Below are 18,827 nucleotides of genomic sequence, written 5' to 3' on the forward strand. Positions count from 1 at the left end.
CGCGTGCAGCTCGAGAACTCGTTCACCGTTCCGGTGCCGATCGACGAGGCGTGGCGGGTGCTGCTCGACATCGAGCGGATCGCGCCGTGCATGCCCGGCGCCGCGCTCGACTCGGTCACCGGCGACGACTTCACCGGCCGGGTGAAGGTCAAGCTCGGCCCGATCAACCTGACCTACCAGGGCAAGGCGTCGTTCGTCGAGAAGGACGAGGCGGCGCACAAGGCGGTCATCGACGCCCGCGGCAAGGACCAGCGGGGCAACGGCACCGCGGCCGCCGTCATCACCGCCAACCTCAAGCCGGAGGGCGACGTCACCCGGGTCGACGTCCTCACCGACCTCAACATCACCGGCCGGCCGGCGCAGTTCGGCCGCGGCGTGATGACCGACGTCGGCAACAAGCTGCTCGGCCAGTTCGCCGACAAGCTCGCCGCGCAGCTGGGCGAAGGTGCGCCGGCGCCGGCGCCGTCCACCGCAGAGAAGGTGGCCGCCACCGCGACCGGTGCGGTCGAGGAGGTCGCCGCCTCCGCCGAGCAGGTGCCTGGCGACGGCGCCGCGGCCCAGGCCACGAAGAAGGCGGCCGCGGCCACCAAGAAGGCGGCCGCCGCGGCGACGGACTCGACCACCGAGCGGGTGACCGCCACCAGCACCGTGCCGGCGAAGACGGCGCCGGCGGCGGCCGGCGAGGCACCGGCCACGCCCGCGGCGGCGGCGCCCAGCGCGCCGAGCGTCCCGGCCGCGGAGGCCACCACGCCGACGACCACGCCCAGCGCGCCGCGGCCGGTGAGCGAGCCGGAGCCGATCGACCTGCTCGAGGTCGCCGGCGGCGCGGCGGTGGCCCGCTACGCCAAGCCGGCCGCGGGCGTCGGGCTGCTCCTGCTGCTGATCTTCCTCATCGCCCGCCGCCGCCGCGGCTGAGGCGGTCGAGCCAGGGGAGGACGGCGGCGACGACGGCCGCGACGTCCTTCTTGAGCGCGTGGTCGCCGGGGACGCCGCGCACCTGCGCGTGCGGCGCCGCCCCGGCGACCTCCGCGGGGCCGCCGAACGCGTCGGTCTCGCCCTGGACGACGAGCAGCGGGACGCCGACGCGCGCCAGCTCGTCGGCTCGGCTCTTCCCCGGCCGGCCGGGCGGGTGCAGGGGGAAGGCGAACGCGACGACCCCGGCGGCGCCCTGCTCGGCCGCGGACCGGCAGGCGACCCGCCCGCCGGCGCTGCGCCCGCCCAGCACGAGCGGCCCGGTGAGCAGGCCGTCGTCCCGGAGACGGGCGAGCACCGCGTGCCAGGCGAGGTCCAGGCGCGGCGGCGCGGGCGCGATCCTCCGGCCGGCGACCCGCCACGGCTGCTCGACGCCGAGCACCCGCCAGCCGGCGCCGGCGGTCGCGTCGGTCACCGCCGCCAGGTCGGGCGAGTCGATGCCGCCGCCCGCGCCGTGCCCGAGCACCAGCGTGCCGCGGACGGCGCCGGCCGGATCCCGGCGCAGCACCCGGGCGGGGCCCATCGGGGTGTCGACGTTCACCGGGCCGGCAGGGCGAGCAGCGCGTCCACCGCGCCGGGCAGGTCCGCGGCGGTGACGTGCGGGGGCTCGAACACCGCGGGGTAGCTGCGCTCGCTGCGCGGGAACCAGGCGCCGGTGAGGCCCGCGCGCTGGGCGCCCTGGACGTCCCAGCCGTGCGCCGCCACGAGCGCCAGGCGCTCCGGCGCGACGCCGCAGACGCCGGCCGCCCACAGGTAGGCCTCGCGGTTGGGCTTCCAGGCCCGGATCGACTCGCTGGACAGCGTCCGCTCGACCAGCGGGGTGACCCCGCCGCGCTCCAGGGCGGCCTCGGCGACGCCGGGGGAGCCGTGGGTGAGGGTCACCGCACGGACGCCGCCCTCGGCCAGCCGGCGCAGCGCCGGCTCGACGTCCGGGTGCGGGGCCAGCTCGCCGAACGCGTCGGTGACCCCGGCCCGCTCGGCCGGCCCCAGGTCGGTGATCTGCGCCAGCGCGGCGTCGAAGGCGTCGCGGAACCGGCACCAGCCCCCGACGGCCGCCGCGGCGAAGCCGGTGAGCAGGGTGCGGGTGAAGACGGCCGGCAGCAGGTGCGCCGGTTCGCCGGCCTCCACGAGGGCGGCGCCCACCGGCGCCAGGTCGAGCAGGGTCTCGTTGACGTCGAAGGCGACCACCTCGGGCCGGAGTCTGGTCACCGCTCGATGCTCTCGCGCTGCCGCCGGCGGGCGCGCACCCGCCGCACGGCCAGCGCCCCGACGACCCCGACGACGGCGGCGATCAGCACCCAGTCGAGCACGCCGGTGTAGCGCTCGACCAGCTCGTACTGGGTGCCCAGCAGCATGCCGCCGCCGATGAGCAGCGCGTTCCAGATCGCGCTGCCCAGCGTCGTGTACAGCAGGAACTGCATGAACGGCATGCGGACGACGCCGGCCGGCACGGAGACGAAGCTGCGCACGACCGGCACCAGCCGCCCGATCAGCACCGCGCTGCGGCCGTGCTCCTCGAACCAGGTGAACGTGCGCTCGACGTCCTCCCGGTCGACCAGCGGCAGCCGGGAGAGCGCCTGCTTGCTCCGGTCCGGGCCGAGGGACCGGCCCAGCGCGTAGAGCAGGCAGGCGCCCAGCACCGAGCCGGCGGTGGCGAAGAGGAAGACGGCGGTCAGGCTCTCCCGGCCGGTCTGGACCAGGTAGCCGGCGAGCGGGAGCAGCACCTCGCTGGGGATGGGCGGGACGATGGTCTCGAGCAGGATCGCCAGGCCGACACCGACCGCGCCCAGGGCGTCGATCAGGTCGAAGATGAGGCCGGTGATCCCGCCCGGACCGCTGGCGGCGGCGAGCGTCGGCACGAAAGCCTCCAACGAGGGTCCGGGCCGACGGGTTCCTCTAGCGTTCGTCCATGCAGCGCTTCACCGCCCGTGCCGTCGTCGTCGGCGACCGTGCCGGCACCGTCGTCCCCGACGGCGTGCTCGACGTGGCCGACGGCGAGATCCGCTGGGTCGGGCCGGCGGCCGACGCCCCGCCGGCGCCGGACGCCGAGACCGTCGACCTGCCCGGCGTGCTGCTGCCGGGCCTGGTCAACACCCACTCGCACGCGCCGATGGTGCTCTTCCGCGGCCAGGCCGAGGGGCTGCCGCTGGACCGCTGGCTGCGCGAGGTGATCTGGCCACGGGAGGCCCGCCTCACCCCGGAGGACGTCGAGGTGGCGATGACCGCGGCGTCGGCGGAGATGCTCTGCAACGGCGTCACCACCAGCGTCGAGATGTACTTCCACCCCGAGCGGATCGCCGCCGCCGTCACCGCCACCGGCGCCCGGGCGGTGATCGCCAGCCCGCTGCTGCCGCTGCCCGGCCTGCCGCCGCTGGAGGACCAGCTGCGCGAGGCGGTCGAGCTCGCGGCCGGGACGCCGCCCGGTGGTGCGGTCGAGTACGGGATCGGCCCGCACGCCGCGTACACGCTCCCGCTGCCGATCCTGACCAAGGCCGCCGCGGCCGCCCGTGAGCACAACCTGCTGCTGCACCTGCACGTCGCCGAGACCGCGACCGAGGGCGACGAGCTCCTGGAGCGGCACGGGCTGTCGGTGCCGGCGCTGCTGGCGTCCCACGACGTCCTGGGCGGTCGGGTGCTCGCGGCGCACTGCGTGCACATGGACGACGGCGACCTCGAGCTGTGGCAGGAGTACGACGTCGCCGTGGCCCACTGCCCGGCGTCGAACGCGAAGCTGGCCAGTGGCGTGGCCCGGGTGCGCGACATGCTCGACCGCGGCATCCGGGTGGGGCTGGGCACCGACGGGCCGGCGTCCAACGACGCCCTCGACCTGCTCGCCGACGCCCGGCTGGCCGCCCAGCTCGCCCGGCTCGCGGCCGGCGACGCGACGGCGCTGTCCGCGGCCGAGGCGCTGTGGCTGGCGACCGGGGCCGCGGCCGACGCGATCGGCCGCCCTGACCTCGGCCGGCTCACCCCCGGGCGGCAGGCCGACCTGGTGCACGTCGACACCCGCTCGCTGCTGTTCGAGCCGGTCGGCGACATCGAGGACGTGCTGACCCACCTGGTGTGGTCCGGCGCCACCCGGCTGGTCCGCGACACCTGGGTCGCCGGCCGGCAGGTGGTGCGCGACGGCGTCTGCACCTCGGTGGACGCCGACGCCCTGCGCGTCGAGCTGGCTGAGCGCGCCGCCCGCCTGAGCGGAGGAGATTCGTCGAGGTGACGCGCACGGATCTCCTCCGCTACGGGCGCAGTGAGATCGTGTCGCCGCGGTGGACGGTGCGCAGCTCCCCGGGCAGCCGCCGCCGCGCCACCTCGGCGACGAACTCGCCCAGCGGGGACTTGAACCGGTCGTAGTCGTCGAAGTGGACGGGCACGGTGACCGGGGGCTTGAGCAACTGCACCAGGTCCGCGCCCTGCCGGCCGTCCATGGTCACGGTGACGCCGAGCGCCTTCGTGCCGCCGAGGTGCGGGATGACGACGTCGAGCGGCCCGCAGCGCTCGAGCACCTCGCCGAGCCACGGGCGGTAGACGGTGTCGCCGCTGATGTAGCCGCGCCAGCTCACCGCGCCGTCGGTGACGAGTTCCAGCACGCTGCCCATCACCGGCGGCAGCAGCTTCCCCATCGGCCCAGGGCCGTGGACCCCGGGCGCCGAGGTGATCCGCAGCGTCTGCCCGTCCCGGGTGAACTCGTGCGTCTGCCACGGCGCGAGGTCGGCGGTCTCGGAGAAGCCGCGGCGGGAGAGCGCCTTCGCGGCGGCCGGCGTCGTCACCACGGGTGTGGCCCGCGGCAGCGTGCGGGTGGCGATGCGGTCCCAGTGGTCGGCGTGCAGGTGGGAGAGCACGATCCCGTCCAGCGCCGGCAGCTGGGTGGGCTGCAGGGCCGGCTCCGTCAGCCGCTTGGTCCACAGCCCCTTGCCCAGGTAGGCGCGCTGCCCCCGGTGGAGGAAGTTCGGGTCGGTGAGCAGCGTGAACGCCCCCAGTCGCAGCAGCGTCGTGGCGTTGCCGCCGAAGGTCAGCGTGACGTCGTCCCCAGCCATGGGGCGCCGCTACCCGGGCGAGGCGGCTGGTAGACAGGGGGCGTGTCCGCCCGAACCGTCGACGAGTCCTTCCTGGCGCTGCCGCTGTCCGCGCTGACCGACGCCGCGCTCACCCGCGCGGTCGACCTGGGCTGCGAGCACGCCGACATCCGGGTCGAGCGCATCCGCACGCAGACCATCACACTGCGCGACGCCCGCCTGGAGTCGCTGGCCGACGGCGAGGACCTCGGCCTGTCGGTGCGCGTGATCCACGAGGGCACGTGGGGCTTCGCCGCGGGCGTCGTCCTCACCGCGGCCGAGGCGGTGCGGCTGGCCGAGGAGGCCGTCGCCGTCGCCCGGGTCTCCGCGGCGATCAACACCGACCGCGTCGAGCTGGCGCCCGAGCCGGTGTACCCCGACGCGCAGTGGGTCTCGGACTACGCCGTCGACCCCTTCGACGTCCCCGACGCCGAGAAGACCGGGCTGCTCACCGAGCTCTCCGAGCAGCTCATGGCCGCCGATGGCGTCGAGCACGTGCAGTCGAGCTGCATGCACGTCAAGGAGCAGAAGTACTACGCCGACACCGCCGGCACCCGCACCCGGCAGCAGCGGGTGCGCATCCACCCGGAGTTCACGGCGCTGACCGTCGACCGGGCGACCGGGCAGTTCGAGAGCATGCGCACGCTGGCCCCGCCGGTGGGCCGCGGCTGGGAGTACCTCACCGGCAGCGGCTGGGACTGGCGCGGCGAGCTGGCCGAGATCCCCGAGCTGCTCCGCGAGAAGACCAAGGCGCCGTCGGTGGAGGCCGGCCGCTATGACCTGGTCATCGACCCGTCGAACCTGTTCCTGACCATCCACGAGTCGATCGGCCACGCCACCGAGCTCGACCGGGCGCTGGGCTACGAGGCCGCCTACGCGGGGACGAGCTTCGCGACCGTCGACAAGCTGGGCACGCTGCGGTACGGGTCGCCGCTGATGAACGTCACCGGCGACCGGAGCGCGCCGCACGGGCTGTCCACGGTCGGCTGGGACGACGAGGGCGTCGCCGGGCAGCAGTGGGACATCATCAAGGACGGCGTCCTCGTCGGCTACCAGGTCGACCGCAACATGGCGCGCCTGCGCGGCATGCCGCGGTCCAACGGCTGCGCATTCGCCGACTCACCCGGCCACACGCCGGTGCAGCGGATGCCCAACGTCTCGCTCCAGCCGGCGCCCGGCGGCCCGTCGACCGAGGAGATCATCGCCGGCGTGGACCGCGGCATCTTCGTCGTCGGCGACAAGAGCTGGTCGATCGACATGCAGCGCTACAACTTCCAGTTCACCGGCCAGCGCTTCTACCGCATCCAGGGTGGCCGGCTGGCCGGTCAGCTGCGCGACGTCGCCTACCAGGCGACGACGACGGACTTCTGGGGCGCGATGTCCGTGGTGGGTGGCCCGCAGACCTACGTGCTCGGCGGCGCGATGAACTGCGGCAAGGCCCAGCCGGGGCAGACCGCCCCGGTCAGCCACGGCTGCCCGTCGGCCCGCTTCGACCAGGTGAACATCCTCAACACCGTGCAGGAGGGCGGCCGATGAGTGCGCTGACGCCGCAGGAGGTGGTCGAGAAGGCGCTCGCCGCCTCCACCGCCGACGGGCAGGTCACCTTCGTCGTCGAGAGCTCGGAGGCCAACCTCCGCTGGGCGAAGAACAGCCTGACCACCAACGGCTCCATGCGCTCGCGCCAGGTCGTGGTCATCTCCTTCGTCGACGGCGGCGCGGGGATGGCGGCCGGCACGGTGGCGCGCACCGGGAACCCGGACATCGCCGCGCTGGTGGCCGCCAGCGAGCAAGCCGCCCGCGACGCCGGGCCGGCCGAGGACGCCGTCCCCCTGATCAGTGAGCCGCCGCCCGGCTCCGGGGACTGGTCGGCCGAGCCGGCCCAGACGTCGATCGAGGTCTTCCGCGACTTCGCGCCGCAGCTGGGCGAGGCGTTCGGTGAGGCGCGCGACCGCGACGAGCTGCTCTTCGGCTTCGCCGAGCACCAGATGGCGACCACCTACCTCGGCAGCTCGACCGGGCTGCGGCTGCGCCACGACCAGCCGACCGGGCGGGTGGAGCTCAACGGCAAGAGCGCCGACTTCAGCCGCTCGGTGTGGGCCGGCATGGGCACCCGCGACTTCGCCGACGTCTCCGTGCCAGACCTGGCCGGCCAGGTGCGGCAGAAGCTGGCGTGGTCCCAGCGCCGCGTCGAGCTGCCGGCCGGGCGCTACGAGACGGTGCTGCCGCCGTCCGCGGTCAGCGATCTGTACATCTACGCCTGGTGGACGATGCAGGCCCGCGACGCCGACGAGGGCCGCAACGTCTACGCCAAGCCCGGCGGCGGCAACCGGATCGGGGAGCGGCTGGCGGCCCTGCCGCTGACCCTGCGCAGCGACCCGCACGCCCCGGGCCTGGAGACCGCGCCGTTCCAGGTGGTCGGCTCCTCGTCGGGCGCGGCCTCGGTCTTCGACAACGGCATGGCCACCCCGGCGGTCGACTGGATCCGGGACGGCGTCCTGGCCAACCTCATGCGGCCGCGGGCGTGGGCGCTGAAGACGACGGCGCCGGCGATCGGCGCCGTCGACAACCTGATCCTCGAGGACCCCTCGGCGACCGCGACGCTCGACGAGATGGTCGCCGCCACCGAGCGCGGTCTGCTGCTGACCACGCTGTGGTACATCCGTGAGGTCGACCCGCAGACCCTCCTGCTCACCGGGCTGACCCGGGACGGTGTGTTCCTCGTCGAGAACGGCGAGGTCACCGCGGCGGTGAACAACTTCCGGTTCAACGAGTCGCCGGTCGACCTGCTGGCCCGCGTCACCCAGGCCGGGCGCACCGAGCGGACGCTGCCGCGGGAGTGGAACGACTGGTTCACCCGTACGGCGATGGCGCCGCTGCGGGTGCCGGACTTCAACATGAGCAGCGTCAGCCCCGCCAGCTGACGTCTGCCCGGCGTCGCGGCTGTCGTCTTTCGCCAAGGGCGGCGGCTCGAACACGCCGGGCTACCCAACAAGTGCTGGAAGTACTCCCATCGGGCGTATTTGCGTTGTTACGCTCTGTCCACTGCACGGAATGCACCCGCTCAAGTACGCGGTGTGATGCGCCGATGAAGGCGCTGATGTGCAGCGCACATCGCACGCCTGGTCCCGCACGTACGGGGCTGTCGAGGGGAGGCATCCCGTGAACCGGACCCGCAAGCCGTCGGTTTTCCAGATCGGCAAGATCCGTGACGACGGCCGCACGGTCGTCATCTCCGGCTGGGGGCTGGGCCTGTGCGCCGCGGCCTGCACCTGTCACCGCCACCCGGTCGCCGGGCACCTCGCGATCGCCGAGGACCAGGACGGCGGCAGCCTCGGGCTGGTCAGCTTCGCCGACGGCGGCTGCGACTGCTGCGAGCCGTGGACCTCGGAGGAGCTCGCCGGCGTCCTACGTGACTTCGAGACCCTCTCCCGGCTGGACGCCTCCGAGCCCCTCGCGGGCTGAAGAAGGACCCCCTCGCCCCCCGACCCTCGCTCCGCTCGGGCCGGGACCCTGCAAGGGGGCCTACCCCGCCCGCGGAGCGGGTAGGGGCACGTCCATGCTGGGACGAGCCGCGGTGCGCGGTGCGCTGGCCGGACTCGCGGGCACCGCCGCGATGACCCTCGGCGAGAATGTCGAACAGCGCTTCACCGGCCGGCCCGACTCCTACGTGCCCGGCCGCACGCTCACCGCGCTGACCACCGGCCGCCGGCCGCCCGGATCGGCCCGGCCGCCGGTGCGCAACCACCTCATGCACTGGGGCACCGGCGCCGCCGTCGGCGCGCTGCGCGGCATCTGGGCCGCGTCCGGCCTGCGCGGCTGGCGCGCCTCGGCCTGGCACACGTCGGTGCGCCTGGCCACCGACCAGACCCTCGAGAACGCCACCGGCGTCGGCTCCCCGCCCTGGACCTGGTCCGGCCGCGACCAGGCCGTCGACGTCGCGGCCAAGGCGCTCTACGCCTTCGTCACCGGCGCGGTGGCCGACCGGCTCGTGCCGCTCGCCCCCGACCGGCGGCACGTCCGCGGCGGCCGCAGCCGCCCGACCTGGTGACGGCTGGGGCGCGTCTCCCCTGCTGAGGCAGATGTGACGACTGTGGTCAACCCCAGGGCTTGACCCGCGCGCCCTCCCCTACTTGTCGACACCGCCTCCTTACGGTCCGTTCCGGCGCGCACAAGACGTCCCTTCCCCGGACGCGGCGCGACGACCCGAGGGAGGCCGACGGTGCAGCGCACACGGACGACGACCCGCCGCTGGAGGCGTGCCGTTCTGGTGCTGACCGCGGCGCTGTCCGCCTCGGTCGCCGGAACGGTGACCACGCCCGCCTCCGCCGCCCCCGGCACCGCCGCCGAGGCCGGCGCGCTGGTCGAGCAGGCCGGCGCGAAGCTGGCCGAGATCGACGAGCAGGTCCACCAGGCCGAGCTCCTCGTCGCCGAGCAGCAGCAGGCCGCCGACGCGGCCGCCGCCCAGGCCGCCACCGCGCAGGCCGCCGTCGACGCCTACGAGCCGCAGCTGCGGGCCATCGCGCAGAGCGGTTACACCGGCGCCACCCAGTCCCGGCTGGCCGCCTTCCTCACCAGCGAGTCGGCCACCGAGCTGGTCGCCCAGATGACCACGCTGGACATGATCGCCGGCCACGTCGAGAGCGTGATCGCCGAGGTCGCCGTCGCCCAGGAGGCCGCCGAGCAGGCGCAGGCCGCCGCCGACCAGGCCGCCGCCCAGGCGCAGTCCTCGCTCACCCAGCTGCAGGAGCAGCAGGCGCAGCTGCAGCAGCAGATCGACCAGTACCAGGCGGACTTCCAGCGGCTCTCCGCCCAGGAGCAGGTCCGGGTGACCACTGCCCTGGCCGGTCCGTCGCTGGCCGCGCCCGACGCCGACGCCGTCGCGGCCGGGGCGCCGAGCGAGATCGTCGCGACCGCCATCCGTGCGGCCCTCGCGCAGGTCGGCAAGCCCTACGTCTACGGCTCGGCCGGCCCGGGCGGCTTCGACTGCTCCGGGCTGACGATGTACGCCTACGCCGCGGCCGGGGTGGGCCTCCCGCACTCCAGCGCCTCGCAGTCCCGCCTGGGCTCGGCGGTCTCCCGCTCGGACCTGCAGCCGGGCGACCTCGTGTACTTCTACTCGCCGGTCAGCCACGTGGGCCTCTACATCGGCAACGGGATGATGGTGCACGCCCGGACCTTCGGGCAGCCGGTCGCCGTCACCAGCGTCGACATGGCCGGTTACGCCGGCGCCCGCCGCGTCGTCTGACGCCGTCCTCCGGGCTTTCGGTACAGAAAGCCCGGTGGTCGCTCAGTGGATGGTGCGGCCCTCGGCGAGCATCTGCACCAGCGTGGCGATCCGCTTCGCCCGCGTCGCGGGGGTGCTCGCCGTGTGCACCCGCCAGAGGACGGCGTAGCGGTTGGCGCCGTCCAGCCCCTCGAAGAACTGCCGCGCCGCGGGCTGCTCCGCCAGCGCCGCGGCCAGGTCGTCGGGCACGGTGATCGTGGCCGGTCCGGCGTAGGCGCGCTCCCACCGGCCGTCGGCCTGCGCGGCCTCGACCGCGGCCAGGCCCGCCGGGCGCATCCGGCCCGCCTCGGTGAGCCGCTGCACCCACTCGACGTTCTTCGCCGACCACACGCTCTTCGGCCGCCGGGGCGTGACCCGCACCGTGTAGTGCAGGTCGTCGACCCGGTTGGCCCGCCCGTCTATCCAGCCGAAGCAGAGCAGCGACTCGACCATCTCCGCCTGCTTCAGCGTCGGGTCGGGCGCGCCCTTCTTGGCGAGGACGACGTAGATCCCCGGCGAGCGCTCGTGCTCCGCCTCCAGCCACGCCTCGAAGGACGCCTGGTCCGCGAACCGGTGAACGGGCAGGTCGGAGGGCGAGGTCACGGGGCCATCCTGTTTCACGACCGGGGACGGCGGCTACCGCCGTCCGGGTGACCAGCGACCGCATGCCGGGACCGTCGGCGATCTGGCTGGTCCGGCACGCCGAGAGCATGGGCAACGTCGCCGACGCGCGCGCCCACGAGCAGGGTGCCGGCCGGCTGGAGCTCGACGTCCGCGACCCCGACGTCCCCCTGTCCGACACCGGCTGCGCCCAGGCGCAGGCGCTGGGGCGCTGGATGGCCGACCTCCCGGACGGCGAGCGCCCCACCGCGGTGCTCAGCTCGCCGTTCACCCGCGCCCTGACCACCGCGCGGCTCGCCGCGGAACCGCTCGGTCTGCGGGTGCGCCCCGACGAACGGCTGCGCGAGCGCGACTTCGGCGCCTTCGACGGGATGACCGGCGCGGGGATCCGCGAGGAGTACCCGGACGAGGCGCGGCGGCGCGACCTGCTCGGCAAGTTCTACTACCGGCCACCGGGCGGGGAGAGCTGGGCCGACGTCGCGCTGCGGATCCGCAGCCTGCTGACCACCGAGGCGCTGCGGCACGACGGCGAGCGGCTGATGGTGGTCGCGCACCAGGCCGTGATCATGGTGTTCCGGTACGTGCTGGAGGAGCTCACCGAGCAGGAGCTGCTGGACGTCGACCGCCGCGAGCGGGTCGCCAACGCGTCGGTCACCCGCTACGAGACCAGGGACGGCGGGCTGCGCCTGGTGGAGTTCAACGCCGTCCACCACCTCGCCGACCAGGACGAGGACGTCACCGAGGAGCCGCATGTCGCCGAGCAGTCCTGACCCGGCGCTGGTCACCCCGCCGCTGCTGCGCCAGTGGCCGCTGCCGGAGCCGACGGGCGGCAAGAACTCCCGCGGCTCGATCCTCGTCATCGGCGGCAGCACCCAGACCCTCGGCGCGGTCCTGCTCGCCGCCGAAGCGGCGCTGCGCGCCGGCGCGGGCAAGCTGCAGGTGGCGACGGCGGAGTCGGTGGCCCCGTTCGCGGCGACCGCGCTGCCCGAAGCCCTGGTCCGCGCCCTGCCGGAGAGCAGCTCGGGTGCGATCCGGGCCGACGCCGCCGACGCCGTCCGGGACCTCGCGGAGGCGGCCGACGCCGTCCTCATCGGGCCCGGCATGCAGGACGAGGAGGAGACCCGGGGCTTCGGCGACCGGCTGCTGCCGCACCTGACCGGCCCCGTCGCCCTCGACGCGCTCGGCCTGGCCAGCGTCACCGCCGACGTCGACTGCCTGCGGCACCTCGGCGCCCGGGTGGTGCTGACGCCGAACCCGACCGAGCTGGCCATCGCGTTGCACGTGGAACAGGACCAGTTGGAGGACGACCCGGCCGCGGCCACCCTCGAGCTCGCCGCGCGCGCGAACGCCGCCGTCGGGCTCGGCGGGGCGACCTCCTGGATCGCGGCGGCCGACGGCCGGCTGTGGCGGGACGACAGCGGTGGCGCCGGGCTGGGCGTCTCGGGCTCGGGCGACGTGCGCGCCGGGATCGTGGCCGGCCTGCTGGCGCGCGGCGCCGAGCCGGTGCAGGCCGCCGTCTGGGGCTCGCACCTGCACGGGCGGGCCGGCGAGCGGCTGGCCGCCACCATCGGCCGGCTGGGCTTCCTCGCCCGGGAGCTGCCGGCTCAGGTGCCCGCCGTCATCGACGAGATCGCGATCTAGAAGGACCCCGTCCTCCTCACCCCTCGCAAGCTCCGGGCGAGCCTCTGGACGGGGCCTACAGTTCACCTCTGACGATCTCCGCCGCCTCCGCCAGCGCGCGCATCTTGCCGGCCGCGGAGTCGCGCGGCAGGTACTTCAGGCCGCAGTCGCTGGAGAGGACCAGCTTGTCGACGTCGACGTCGTCCAGGGCCCGGCGGACGCGCTCGGCGACGACCTCCGGGGTCTCCACCTCGGGGGTGGAGAGGTCCAGGACCCCGAGCGCGATGCCCTTGCCCCGCAGCGGCCGCAGGGTCGCCGGGTCGAGGTGCGACTGCGCGGTCTCCACCGAGATCGCGTCGGCCGGGGTGTCGGCCAGCTCCGGCAGGAACGAGTAGCCCTCCGGGCGCTCGGCCACCATCGCCGCGTAGCCGAAGCACAGGTGCACGTGCACCGGCCCAGGCGCGCCCTCCAGCGCCCGGCTGACCGCCTCGGCGCCGTGCTTGCGGGCCACCTCGGGGCGCGCCTGCAGCCACGGCTCGTCGATCTGCACGATGTCGGCCCCGGCGGCGAACAGGTCGGCGATCTCCGCGCGGACGACGTCGGCGTAGGCCAGCGCCAGCGCGCGGTCGTCGGCGTAGTGGTCGTCCTGGGCCTGCTGGGCCATCGTGAACGGCCCCGGCACGGTGATCTTGACCGTCCGGTCGGTGTGCGCTCGGAGGAAGCGCACGTCGCCGGCCTGAATCGGGGCCGGACGGCGGAGCTCGCCGGTGACCCGCGGCACCGGGATCGGCTTGCCGGAGCGGTTGAGCACCGTGCCGGGGTTGTCCAGGTCGATGCCGTCCAGCGCGGTGGCGAAGTGGTTGGAGTAGGACTCCCGGCGGATCTCGCCGTCGGTGACGATGTCCAGCCCCGCCTCCTCCTGCGAACGGATCGCCAGCAGCGTGGCGTCGTCCTGGGCCTCCTCCAGGAGCTCCGGCGCGACCCGCCACAGCTCCGCGGCGCGGACCCGGGGCGGGAACTGGTGCGCCAGCCGGTCGCGGTCGATCAGCCACGCGGGCTGCGGCAGGCTGCCGACGATCGAGGTGGGCAGCGAGGGGAGCGGACGCGGCATGCGCCCATCCTCCCGCGCTACCCCCTCGCATCCCCGCCCTCCCTCTGCCACGGTGGGCCCGTGGCGGAGAACTACATCGCGGAACTCGACTTCGGCGCGCCGAAGATCGACGACGAGGCGTTCGTGGCGCCGACGGCGGTGGTCGTCGGCGCGGTGAGCATGGGTCCCCGGTCGAGCATCTGGTACGGCGCGGTCGCCCGGGCCGACCACGAGATCATCGAGATCGGCGAGGGCTCCAACGTGCAGGACGGCTGCACGCTGCACTCCGACCCCGGCTACCCGCTGGTGATCGGCCGCGGCGTCACCGTCGGCCACAACGTCGTCCTGCACGGCGCCCACGTCGAGGACGACGTGCTCGTCGGCATGGGCAGCGTGGTGATGAACGGCGCGCGCATCGGCACCGGCTCGATCGTGGCCGCCGGCGCCGTCGTCACGCCGGGCACCCAGGTGCCACCGCGCTCGGTGGTCGGCGGGGTCCCGGCCAAGGTGCTCCGGCAGGCGAACGACGACGACCAGCAGCACATCGTCGGCAACGCGGCCAGCTACACCGACCGGCTGCCCACCGCGCGGCGGGTGCGCCCGGTGGTCCGCCAGAAGCTGCCGCCGGCCGGGATCGTGCCCGGGGACGACGGCCCCGGCGACGAGAGCCCCTGATCCTCAGCGCGGCCGCAGGAAGTCGGCGAGGCCGGTGAGCAGCCGGTCGACGTCGTCCTCGTCGGTGTAGGGGGCGAGTCCCGCCCGGAGGCCACCGCCGTCGCCCAGGCCCAGCCAGCGGCTGGCCTCGATCGCGTAGAAGTTGCCGGCCGGTGCGTTCACCCCGCGCCCGGCGAGGAACCGGTAGGCGTCGGCGGCGTCCCGGCCGTCGAACGTGAGCAGCACCGTGGGCGTGCGGCGGGCGGCCCGCGACCACACGGTGACGCCGGGCAGCTCCGCGATGCCGGCCTCCAGCCGGGCCAGCAGCGCGTCCTCGTGCTCCTCGAGCGCGGTCAGGGAGGCGACCAGCCGGGCCCGCCTGCCGTCGGCCGCACCCGGCGCGAGCCCGGCGAGGAAGTCGACGGCGGCGGTGGTGCCGGCCAGCAGCTCGTACGGCAGCGTGCCGAGTTCGAACCGCTCGGGGACGGCGTCGGTCGACGGCAGCAGCTTGGCCGGCCGGAGCCGCTCGAGGACCGCCGGCCGGGCGGCGAGCGCGCCGCAGTGCGGGCCGAGGAACTTGTACGGCGAGCAGGTGTAGAAGTCGGCGCCGAACGCGGCGACGTCCACCGGGACGTGCGCGGTCAGGTGCACGCCGTCGACGGCGAGCAGCGCGCCGGCGTCGTGGACCGCGGCCGCGATCTGCTCCAGCGGCGGCCGGGTGCCGATCAGGTTCGACGCGCCGGTGACGGCGACCAGCCTCGTTCGGTCGGACAGCACGGTGCCGACGTCGTCGAGCTCGCCGGTGGCCGGGTCGAACGGCAGCCACCGCACGGTCGCGCCGGCGGCCTCGGCGGCGAGCACCCACGGCCGGACGTTGGCGTCGTGGTCGAGGCGGGTGACCACGACCTCGTCGCCCGGGCCCCAGCCGGCGGCCAGGGTCCGCGCGAGGTCCATGGTCAGCGCCGTCGCGCTGCGGCCGAACACGATCCCGCCGGGGTCGGCGTCGAGCAGGTCGGCCAGCGCCGCCCGCGCGCCCAGGACGACGTCGTCGGCGTTCCGCTCGGCCTGCGTGACCCGGCCGCGGTTGGCCATCGGCGAGGTGAGCGTGTCCGCGACGGCTCGGGCGACCGGCTCGGGCACCTGGGTGCCGCCGGGCCCGTCGAAGTGGGCGGTGCCCGCGCGCAGCGCCGGGAAGGCCGCGCGCACCGAGGCGACGTCGTAGCTGCTCATAGGCATAGGAACCTATACGCGCGTTCCGGGGCCGGAAACGCATGCATGGGTTCCTGTGCCTGGATGGCCACCGGGCAGGCTGGGGCCCGTGCGCGCGCTGTACTTCGAGTCCTTCGGTGGTCCGCTGACCGTCCGCGACGTGCCCGCCCCCGACCCGGCCCCGGACGGCGTCGTCGTGCGAGTGGCGGCCAGCGGGATCTGCCGCAGCGACTGGCACGCCTGGCAGGGCCACGACCCGGACGTCGTCCTGCCGCACGTGCCGGGGCACGAGCTGGCGGGCACCGTGGCCGCCGTCGGCGCGCGAGTGCGGCGCTGGTCGGTCGGCGACCGGGTGACCGTGCCGTTCGTGAACGCCTGCGGCCGCTGCGCGCAGTGCGCGGCCGGGGAGCACCAGGTGTGCGTGCGGCAGACCCAGCCCGGCTTCACGCACTGGGGGTCGCTGGCCGAGTTCGTCGCCCTCGACGCCGCCGACGTCAACCTCGTCGCGCTCCCCGACGAGCTGCCGATGAGCACCGCCGCCACGCTCGGCTGCCGGTACGCCACCGCGTTCCGCGCCGTGGTGCGCGTGGCCGGGGTGCGGGCGGGGGAGTGGGTCGCCGTCCACGGCTGCGGTGGGGTCGGGCTCTCGGCGGTGCAGATCGCGGCCGCGGCCGGTGCCCGCGTGGTCGCCGTCGACGTCGCTCCGGAGGCGCTCGCGCTGGCCCGCGCGATGGGCGCGGAGGAGACGGTGGACGGCGACAGCGACGTCCCGGCCGCCGTCGCCGACCTGACCGGCGGCGGCGCGCACGTCTCCCTGGACACCCTGGGCGCGGCGGTCACCTGCACGAACTCGGTGCGCAGCCTGCGCCCGCGCGGCCGGCACGTGCAGGTGGGCCTGCTGCCGCCGGCCCAGGGCCGCCCCGAGGTGCCGATGGAGCGGGTGATCGCCCTCGAGCTGGCGCTGCTCGGCAGCCACGGCATGGCCGCGCACGCCTATCCGGAGCTGCTGGGGCTGATCGCCGCCGGCCGGCTGCACCCCGAGGTGCTGGTCACCCGCGAGCTCGGGCTGGATGACGCGGGCGCCGCGCTGGCCGCGCTCGGGTCGAGCCCCGGCATCGCCGTCGTGACGGTCTTCAGCTGACCGGGGCGGTGGCGCTGGTCGGGGGGATGCTCACCGTCGCCGCCGTCGTCCCGGTGGACGACGGCGCCTCCGACGACGTCGGCGTCGTCGGAGGCGGGGCGGTCTCCTCCGGCGGGGTGGTCTTCTCCGTCGTGGTCGCGGGCGCCTCCGTCGTCGGCGGCTGCGTCGTCGGCGCCTCGGTGGCCGGCGGGGCCTGCTGCGGAACCGGGGCCGTCGTCGTGGCGGCGGGCGTGCCGGCGGTCGGCTGCTGGGCCGGGTCCGGGGGCCGGACGAACAGCCACAGCGTGAACAACCCGACGAAGAGGACGGCGAGGACGACGGTCGACGTGCGGGCGGGGCCCACGTGCGAGGGCACGTTGCCGAACCGCCAGCGCGCGCGGGGCGGGGCCGTGCTCACCGCGGGCGTCGCCGGCACCGACTCCTGCGGCTGCTCCTCCCGAGGCGTCGTCACCGCCACGCCTCCGTCGGTGCCTCGCCGTCCTCGGACTGCGGCGGCAGGCTCAGCCCCTGGCGGCGGAAGTGGAGCACGATCCGGGCGCGCAGGTCGCGGCCGACCTCGAACTGCTTGCCGGGCAGGGTGCGGGCCACCACCCGCACGTTGACCTGGTCGATGTCGAGGCTCTCCACGCCCATGACGCTGGGCGCGTCGAGCAGCAGCTTCGACAGGGCCGGATCGCGGTAGGCCTCGTCGCCCACCTCGCGCAGGATCGCCTGGACGCGGTTGACGTCCGCGCTGGTGGGCACCGGCACGTCGATGACCGCCCGGGCCCAGTCGCGGGAGAGGTTCACGACCTTGGCGATCGCGCCGTTCGGCACGGTGACGACCTCGCCGTTCGGGGAGCGCACCCGGGTGATCCGCAGCGTGACGTCCTCGACCGTGCCCGTGGCCGCCTCGGAGGCGCCGGTGACGGCGATGGCGACGACGTCCCCGAAGCCGTACTGGCGCTCGGTGATGATGAAGAAGCCGGCGAGGATGTCGCCGACGATGCGCTGGGCGCCGAAGCCGAGGCCCACGCCGAGGACGGTCGCGGGCGCCACCAGGCCGGTGATCGGGACGCCCAGCGTCTGGAGCACGAAGAACACCGCGATCGAGTAGATGAGCACGACCGTGACCCAGGTGAGCACCTGGGTCAGCGAGTGCCGGTGCTTGGCCGCCTCCGAGCGCACCAGCGCGTCGCCGCCGGTCGCGCGGGCGTCGATGCGCTCGGTGATCCGGCCGCCCACCCACTGGGCGAAGCGGGCCAGCAGGATCGAGCCGAGGACGATGAGGACGACCTCGAGCCCGCGGCTGGCCAGCCAGTCGCGCAGTTCGATCAACGGCTCGATCGCCCTCACCTCCTCGGCGTCCACCCTTCCCGACCGGCCCGGGGAGCCGCCACCGGGGTTCCCCCGACCGGGGGTCCAGCGGGGTTCAGCGGGGTTCGACGAACAGCGACTGCGTCGAGCGGCCGATCCGGCCCCGGGTGTCGTAGAGGTCGGCGAAGCACTGCGCCGCGCCGAGCCCGCCGAGGACGGTCCGCGCGTCCATGCCGAGCCAGTCCCCGGCCGGCGGGCGGTGCAGCGCGATCGAGAGGTCGACGTTGGCGAAGCCGGTCGTCGTCCAGTCCAGCTCGGTGGAGATGCCGCTGGCCGCGTCGGCCATCACCAGCAGGTGCTGCAGCGGGGTGATCGGCTCGCCCTCGACCAGGTCGCACAGGGGCCGGGTCCAGGCCGCGGCCGGCCCGGGCGCGTTGAAGGTGCCCGACGCGAAGCGCCAGTCCAGCGCCCGGTGGTAGGCGACCTCCTGGGTGAAGAAGCCCGCCGTCTCGGGCTTGCTCTCGTCCGGCCCGGCGATGGCCAGCGGCGCGGCGGAGACCCCGCCGGGGGCGTCGGCCCGGACCCGCATCCGCCAGGTCGACAGCCGCATGAGCGGCCGCTCGTCCCCGGCGTCCAGCGTGGCCTCGACCAGCTCGATCCGCCGGCCCGGCCGCACGACCGACGCCCGCACCCGCATCGGCCCGACCGGCACCGGCCCGAAGATGTCGAACGCCATCCGGACGGTCTGCCCGCCCTCGATGCCGCTGCACCGCTCCGCCTCGTGCAGCAGCAGCGCGGCCGGCGGCCCGGCGTGCTGGTGGCCGGGGTCCCAGGGCCCGATGGTCAGCGCGGTGGCCAGGTAGCCGTCGTCCGTGGGGACGTACAGGGCGGCGGGCAGGTCCATGCCCG

General features: G+C 75.1%; 21 protein-coding genes. 11 read left to right on the forward strand and 10 right to left on the reverse strand.

What is annotated here, in order from left to right:
* Nucleotides 1–3: 3 nt before the first annotated feature.
* The gene (locus ACWIYF_RS01910; RefSeq protein WP_448626427.1) at nt 4–915 is read left to right on the forward strand and encodes an SRPBCC family protein; all 912 of its coding nucleotides are present in this window, start codon (nt 4–6) and stop codon (nt 913–915) included.
* Here ACWIYF_RS01910 and ACWIYF_RS01915 read toward each other — a convergent pair.
* From ACWIYF_RS01915 to ACWIYF_RS01925, 3 genes are read right to left on the reverse strand one after another with little or no spacing between them, the layout of a single operon-like run.
* On the reverse strand, nt 890–1,513 hold the full coding sequence (locus tag ACWIYF_RS01915; protein ID WP_448626428.1) for an alpha/beta hydrolase family protein: 624 nt from the start codon (nt 1,511–1,513) through the stop codon (nt 890–892). The two genes, ACWIYF_RS01910 and ACWIYF_RS01915, sit on opposite strands and share 26 nt — an antisense overlap.
* Nucleotides 1,510–2,181 carry an HAD-IA family hydrolase gene (locus ACWIYF_RS01920; protein WP_448626429.1) on the reverse strand — a complete coding sequence of 224 codons (672 nt, stop codon included), beginning with the start codon at nt 2,179–2,181 and terminating at the stop codon, nt 1,510–1,512. The genes ACWIYF_RS01915 and ACWIYF_RS01920 overlap by 4 nt, the downstream gene beginning before the upstream one ends.
* Complete coding sequence (locus tag ACWIYF_RS01925; protein ID WP_448626430.1) at nt 2,178–2,831, reverse strand: DedA family protein; 654 nt, start codon at nt 2,829–2,831, stop codon at nt 2,178–2,180. The genes ACWIYF_RS01920 and ACWIYF_RS01925 overlap by 4 nt, the downstream gene beginning before the upstream one ends.
* Before the next feature lie 50 nt (nt 2,832–2,881).
* On the opposite strand from ACWIYF_RS01925, the gene ACWIYF_RS01930 reads away from it, so the two are divergent.
* The gene (locus ACWIYF_RS01930; protein ID WP_448626431.1) at nt 2,882–4,189 is read left to right on the forward strand and encodes an amidohydrolase family protein; all 1,308 of its coding nucleotides are present in this window, start codon (nt 2,882–2,884) and stop codon (nt 4,187–4,189) included.
* A gap of 19 nt (nt 4,190–4,208) precedes the next feature.
* Here the strand turns inward: ACWIYF_RS01930 and ACWIYF_RS01935 are convergent, their stop codons facing one another.
* Nucleotides 4,209–5,006, reverse strand: a complete 798-nt coding sequence (locus ACWIYF_RS01935; protein WP_448626432.1) for an MBL fold metallo-hydrolase — start codon at nt 5,004–5,006, stop codon at nt 4,209–4,211.
* Nucleotides 5,007–5,048: 42 nt separating this feature from the next.
* On the opposite strand from ACWIYF_RS01935, the gene ACWIYF_RS01940 reads away from it, so the two are divergent.
* From ACWIYF_RS01940 to ACWIYF_RS01960, 5 genes are all read left to right on the forward strand, one after another.
* Nucleotides 5,049–6,560 (forward strand): TldD/PmbA family protein, encoded by a 1,512-nt coding sequence (locus tag ACWIYF_RS01940; protein WP_448626433.1) that lies wholly within the window; start codon nt 5,049–5,051, stop codon nt 6,558–6,560.
* A complete protein-coding gene (locus tag ACWIYF_RS01945; RefSeq protein ID WP_448626434.1) occupies nt 6,557–7,945 on the forward strand; it encodes a metallopeptidase TldD-related protein in 1,389 nt (462 codons plus the stop codon). The genes ACWIYF_RS01940 and ACWIYF_RS01945 overlap by 4 nt, the downstream gene beginning before the upstream one ends.
* A gap of 238 nt (nt 7,946–8,183) precedes the next feature.
* The gene (locus ACWIYF_RS01950) at nt 8,184–8,486 is read left to right on the forward strand and encodes a hypothetical protein (RefSeq protein WP_448626435.1); all 303 of its coding nucleotides are present in this window, start codon (nt 8,184–8,186) and stop codon (nt 8,484–8,486) included.
* Between the two features lie 94 nt (nt 8,487–8,580).
* Nucleotides 8,581–9,072 (forward strand): hypothetical protein, encoded by a 492-nt coding sequence (locus ACWIYF_RS01955; protein ID WP_448626436.1) that lies wholly within the window; start codon nt 8,581–8,583, stop codon nt 9,070–9,072.
* A 171-nt stretch (nt 9,073–9,243) separates the two neighbouring features.
* Nucleotides 9,244–10,269, forward strand: a complete 1,026-nt coding sequence (locus ACWIYF_RS01960; protein WP_448626437.1) for a C40 family peptidase — start codon at nt 9,244–9,246, stop codon at nt 10,267–10,269.
* Between the two features lie 42 nt (nt 10,270–10,311).
* On the opposite strand, the gene ACWIYF_RS01965 is transcribed toward ACWIYF_RS01960, so the two are convergent.
* Nucleotides 10,312–10,890 carry a YdeI/OmpD-associated family protein gene (locus tag ACWIYF_RS01965; protein WP_448626438.1) on the reverse strand — a complete coding sequence of 193 codons (579 nt, stop codon included), beginning with the start codon at nt 10,888–10,890 and terminating at the stop codon, nt 10,312–10,314.
* Nucleotides 10,891–10,937: 47 nt separating this feature from the next.
* Between ACWIYF_RS01965 and ACWIYF_RS01970 the strand changes: the two genes are divergently transcribed.
* Nucleotides 10,938–11,678, forward strand: coding sequence for a histidine phosphatase family protein (locus tag ACWIYF_RS01970; protein ID WP_448626439.1), 741 nt, complete (start codon nt 10,938–10,940; stop codon nt 11,676–11,678).
* Nucleotides 11,659–12,549: an NAD(P)H-hydrate dehydratase gene (locus ACWIYF_RS01975; RefSeq protein WP_448626440.1), complete on the forward strand. Its 891-nt coding sequence runs from the start codon at nt 11,659–11,661 to the stop codon at nt 12,547–12,549. The genes ACWIYF_RS01970 and ACWIYF_RS01975 overlap by 20 nt, the downstream gene beginning before the upstream one ends.
* A gap of 55 nt (nt 12,550–12,604) precedes the next feature.
* Here ACWIYF_RS01975 and ACWIYF_RS01980 read toward each other — a convergent pair whose 3' ends face one another.
* Nucleotides 12,605–13,639 carry a uroporphyrinogen decarboxylase family protein gene (locus ACWIYF_RS01980; RefSeq protein ID WP_448626441.1) on the reverse strand — a complete coding sequence of 345 codons (1,035 nt, stop codon included), beginning with the start codon at nt 13,637–13,639 and terminating at the stop codon, nt 12,605–12,607.
* Nucleotides 13,640–13,699: 60 nt separating this feature from the next.
* Between ACWIYF_RS01980 and ACWIYF_RS01985 the strand changes: the two genes are divergently transcribed.
* Nucleotides 13,700–14,293: a gamma carbonic anhydrase family protein gene (locus ACWIYF_RS01985; RefSeq protein ID WP_448626442.1), complete on the forward strand. Its 594-nt coding sequence runs from the start codon at nt 13,700–13,702 to the stop codon at nt 14,291–14,293.
* A gap of 3 nt (nt 14,294–14,296) precedes the next feature.
* Here the strand turns inward: ACWIYF_RS01985 and ACWIYF_RS01990 are convergent, their stop codons facing one another.
* Nucleotides 14,297–15,502, reverse strand: a complete 1,206-nt coding sequence (locus ACWIYF_RS01990; protein ID WP_448626443.1) for a cysteine desulfurase-like protein — start codon at nt 15,500–15,502, stop codon at nt 14,297–14,299.
* Between the two features lie 88 nt (nt 15,503–15,590).
* Between ACWIYF_RS01990 and ACWIYF_RS01995 the strand changes: the two genes are divergently transcribed.
* A complete protein-coding gene (locus ACWIYF_RS01995; protein ID WP_448626444.1) occupies nt 15,591–16,622 on the forward strand; it encodes a zinc-dependent alcohol dehydrogenase family protein in 1,032 nt (343 codons plus the stop codon).
* On the opposite strand, the gene ACWIYF_RS02000 is transcribed toward ACWIYF_RS01995, so the two are convergent.
* From ACWIYF_RS02000 to ACWIYF_RS02010, 3 genes are all read right to left on the reverse strand, one after another.
* Entirely contained in the window at nt 16,615–17,073 is a 459-nt protein-coding gene (locus ACWIYF_RS02000; RefSeq protein ID WP_448626445.1) for a hypothetical protein, read from the reverse strand. The genes ACWIYF_RS01995 and ACWIYF_RS02000 overlap by 8 nt on opposite strands.
* Entirely contained in the window at nt 17,070–17,957 is an 888-nt protein-coding gene (locus ACWIYF_RS02005) for a mechanosensitive ion channel family protein (protein WP_448626446.1), read from the reverse strand. Before ACWIYF_RS02005 ends, ACWIYF_RS02000 begins: the two co-directional genes overlap by 4 nt.
* Before the next feature lie 76 nt (nt 17,958–18,033).
* Nucleotides 18,034–18,822, reverse strand: a complete 789-nt coding sequence (locus ACWIYF_RS02010; protein WP_448626447.1) for a thioesterase family protein — start codon at nt 18,820–18,822, stop codon at nt 18,034–18,036.
* Nucleotides 18,823–18,827: the final 5 nt, after the last annotated feature.

Source organism: Geodermatophilus sp. URMC 64 (assembly GCF_053502555.1).

Excerpts from the sequence above, each read along its gene's own strand:
- ACWIYF_RS01975 (WP_448626440.1), top strand. The coding sequence starts at position 11,659 with ATGTCGCCGAGCAGTCCTGACCCGGCGCTGGTCACCCCGCCGCTGCTG.
- ACWIYF_RS01990 (WP_448626443.1), bottom strand. The coding sequence starts at position 15,502 with ATGAGCAGCTACGACGTCGCCTCGGTGCGCGCGGCCTTCCCGGCGCTG.
- ACWIYF_RS01945 (WP_448626434.1), top strand. The coding sequence starts at position 6,557 with ATGAGTGCGCTGACGCCGCAGGAGGTGGTCGAGAAGGCGCTCGCCGCC.
- ACWIYF_RS01935 (WP_448626432.1), bottom strand. The coding sequence starts at position 5,006 with ATGGCTGGGGACGACGTCACGCTGACCTTCGGCGGCAACGCCACGACG.
- ACWIYF_RS02010 (WP_448626447.1), bottom strand. The coding sequence starts at position 18,822 with ATGGACCTGCCCGCCGCCCTGTACGTCCCCACGGACGACGGCTACCTG.
- ACWIYF_RS01980 (WP_448626441.1), bottom strand. The coding sequence starts at position 13,639 with ATGCCGCGTCCGCTCCCCTCGCTGCCCACCTCGATCGTCGGCAGCCTG.
- ACWIYF_RS01930 (WP_448626431.1), top strand. The coding sequence starts at position 2,882 with ATGCAGCGCTTCACCGCCCGTGCCGTCGTCGTCGGCGACCGTGCCGGC.
- ACWIYF_RS01955 (WP_448626436.1), top strand. The coding sequence starts at position 8,581 with ATGCTGGGACGAGCCGCGGTGCGCGGTGCGCTGGCCGGACTCGCGGGC.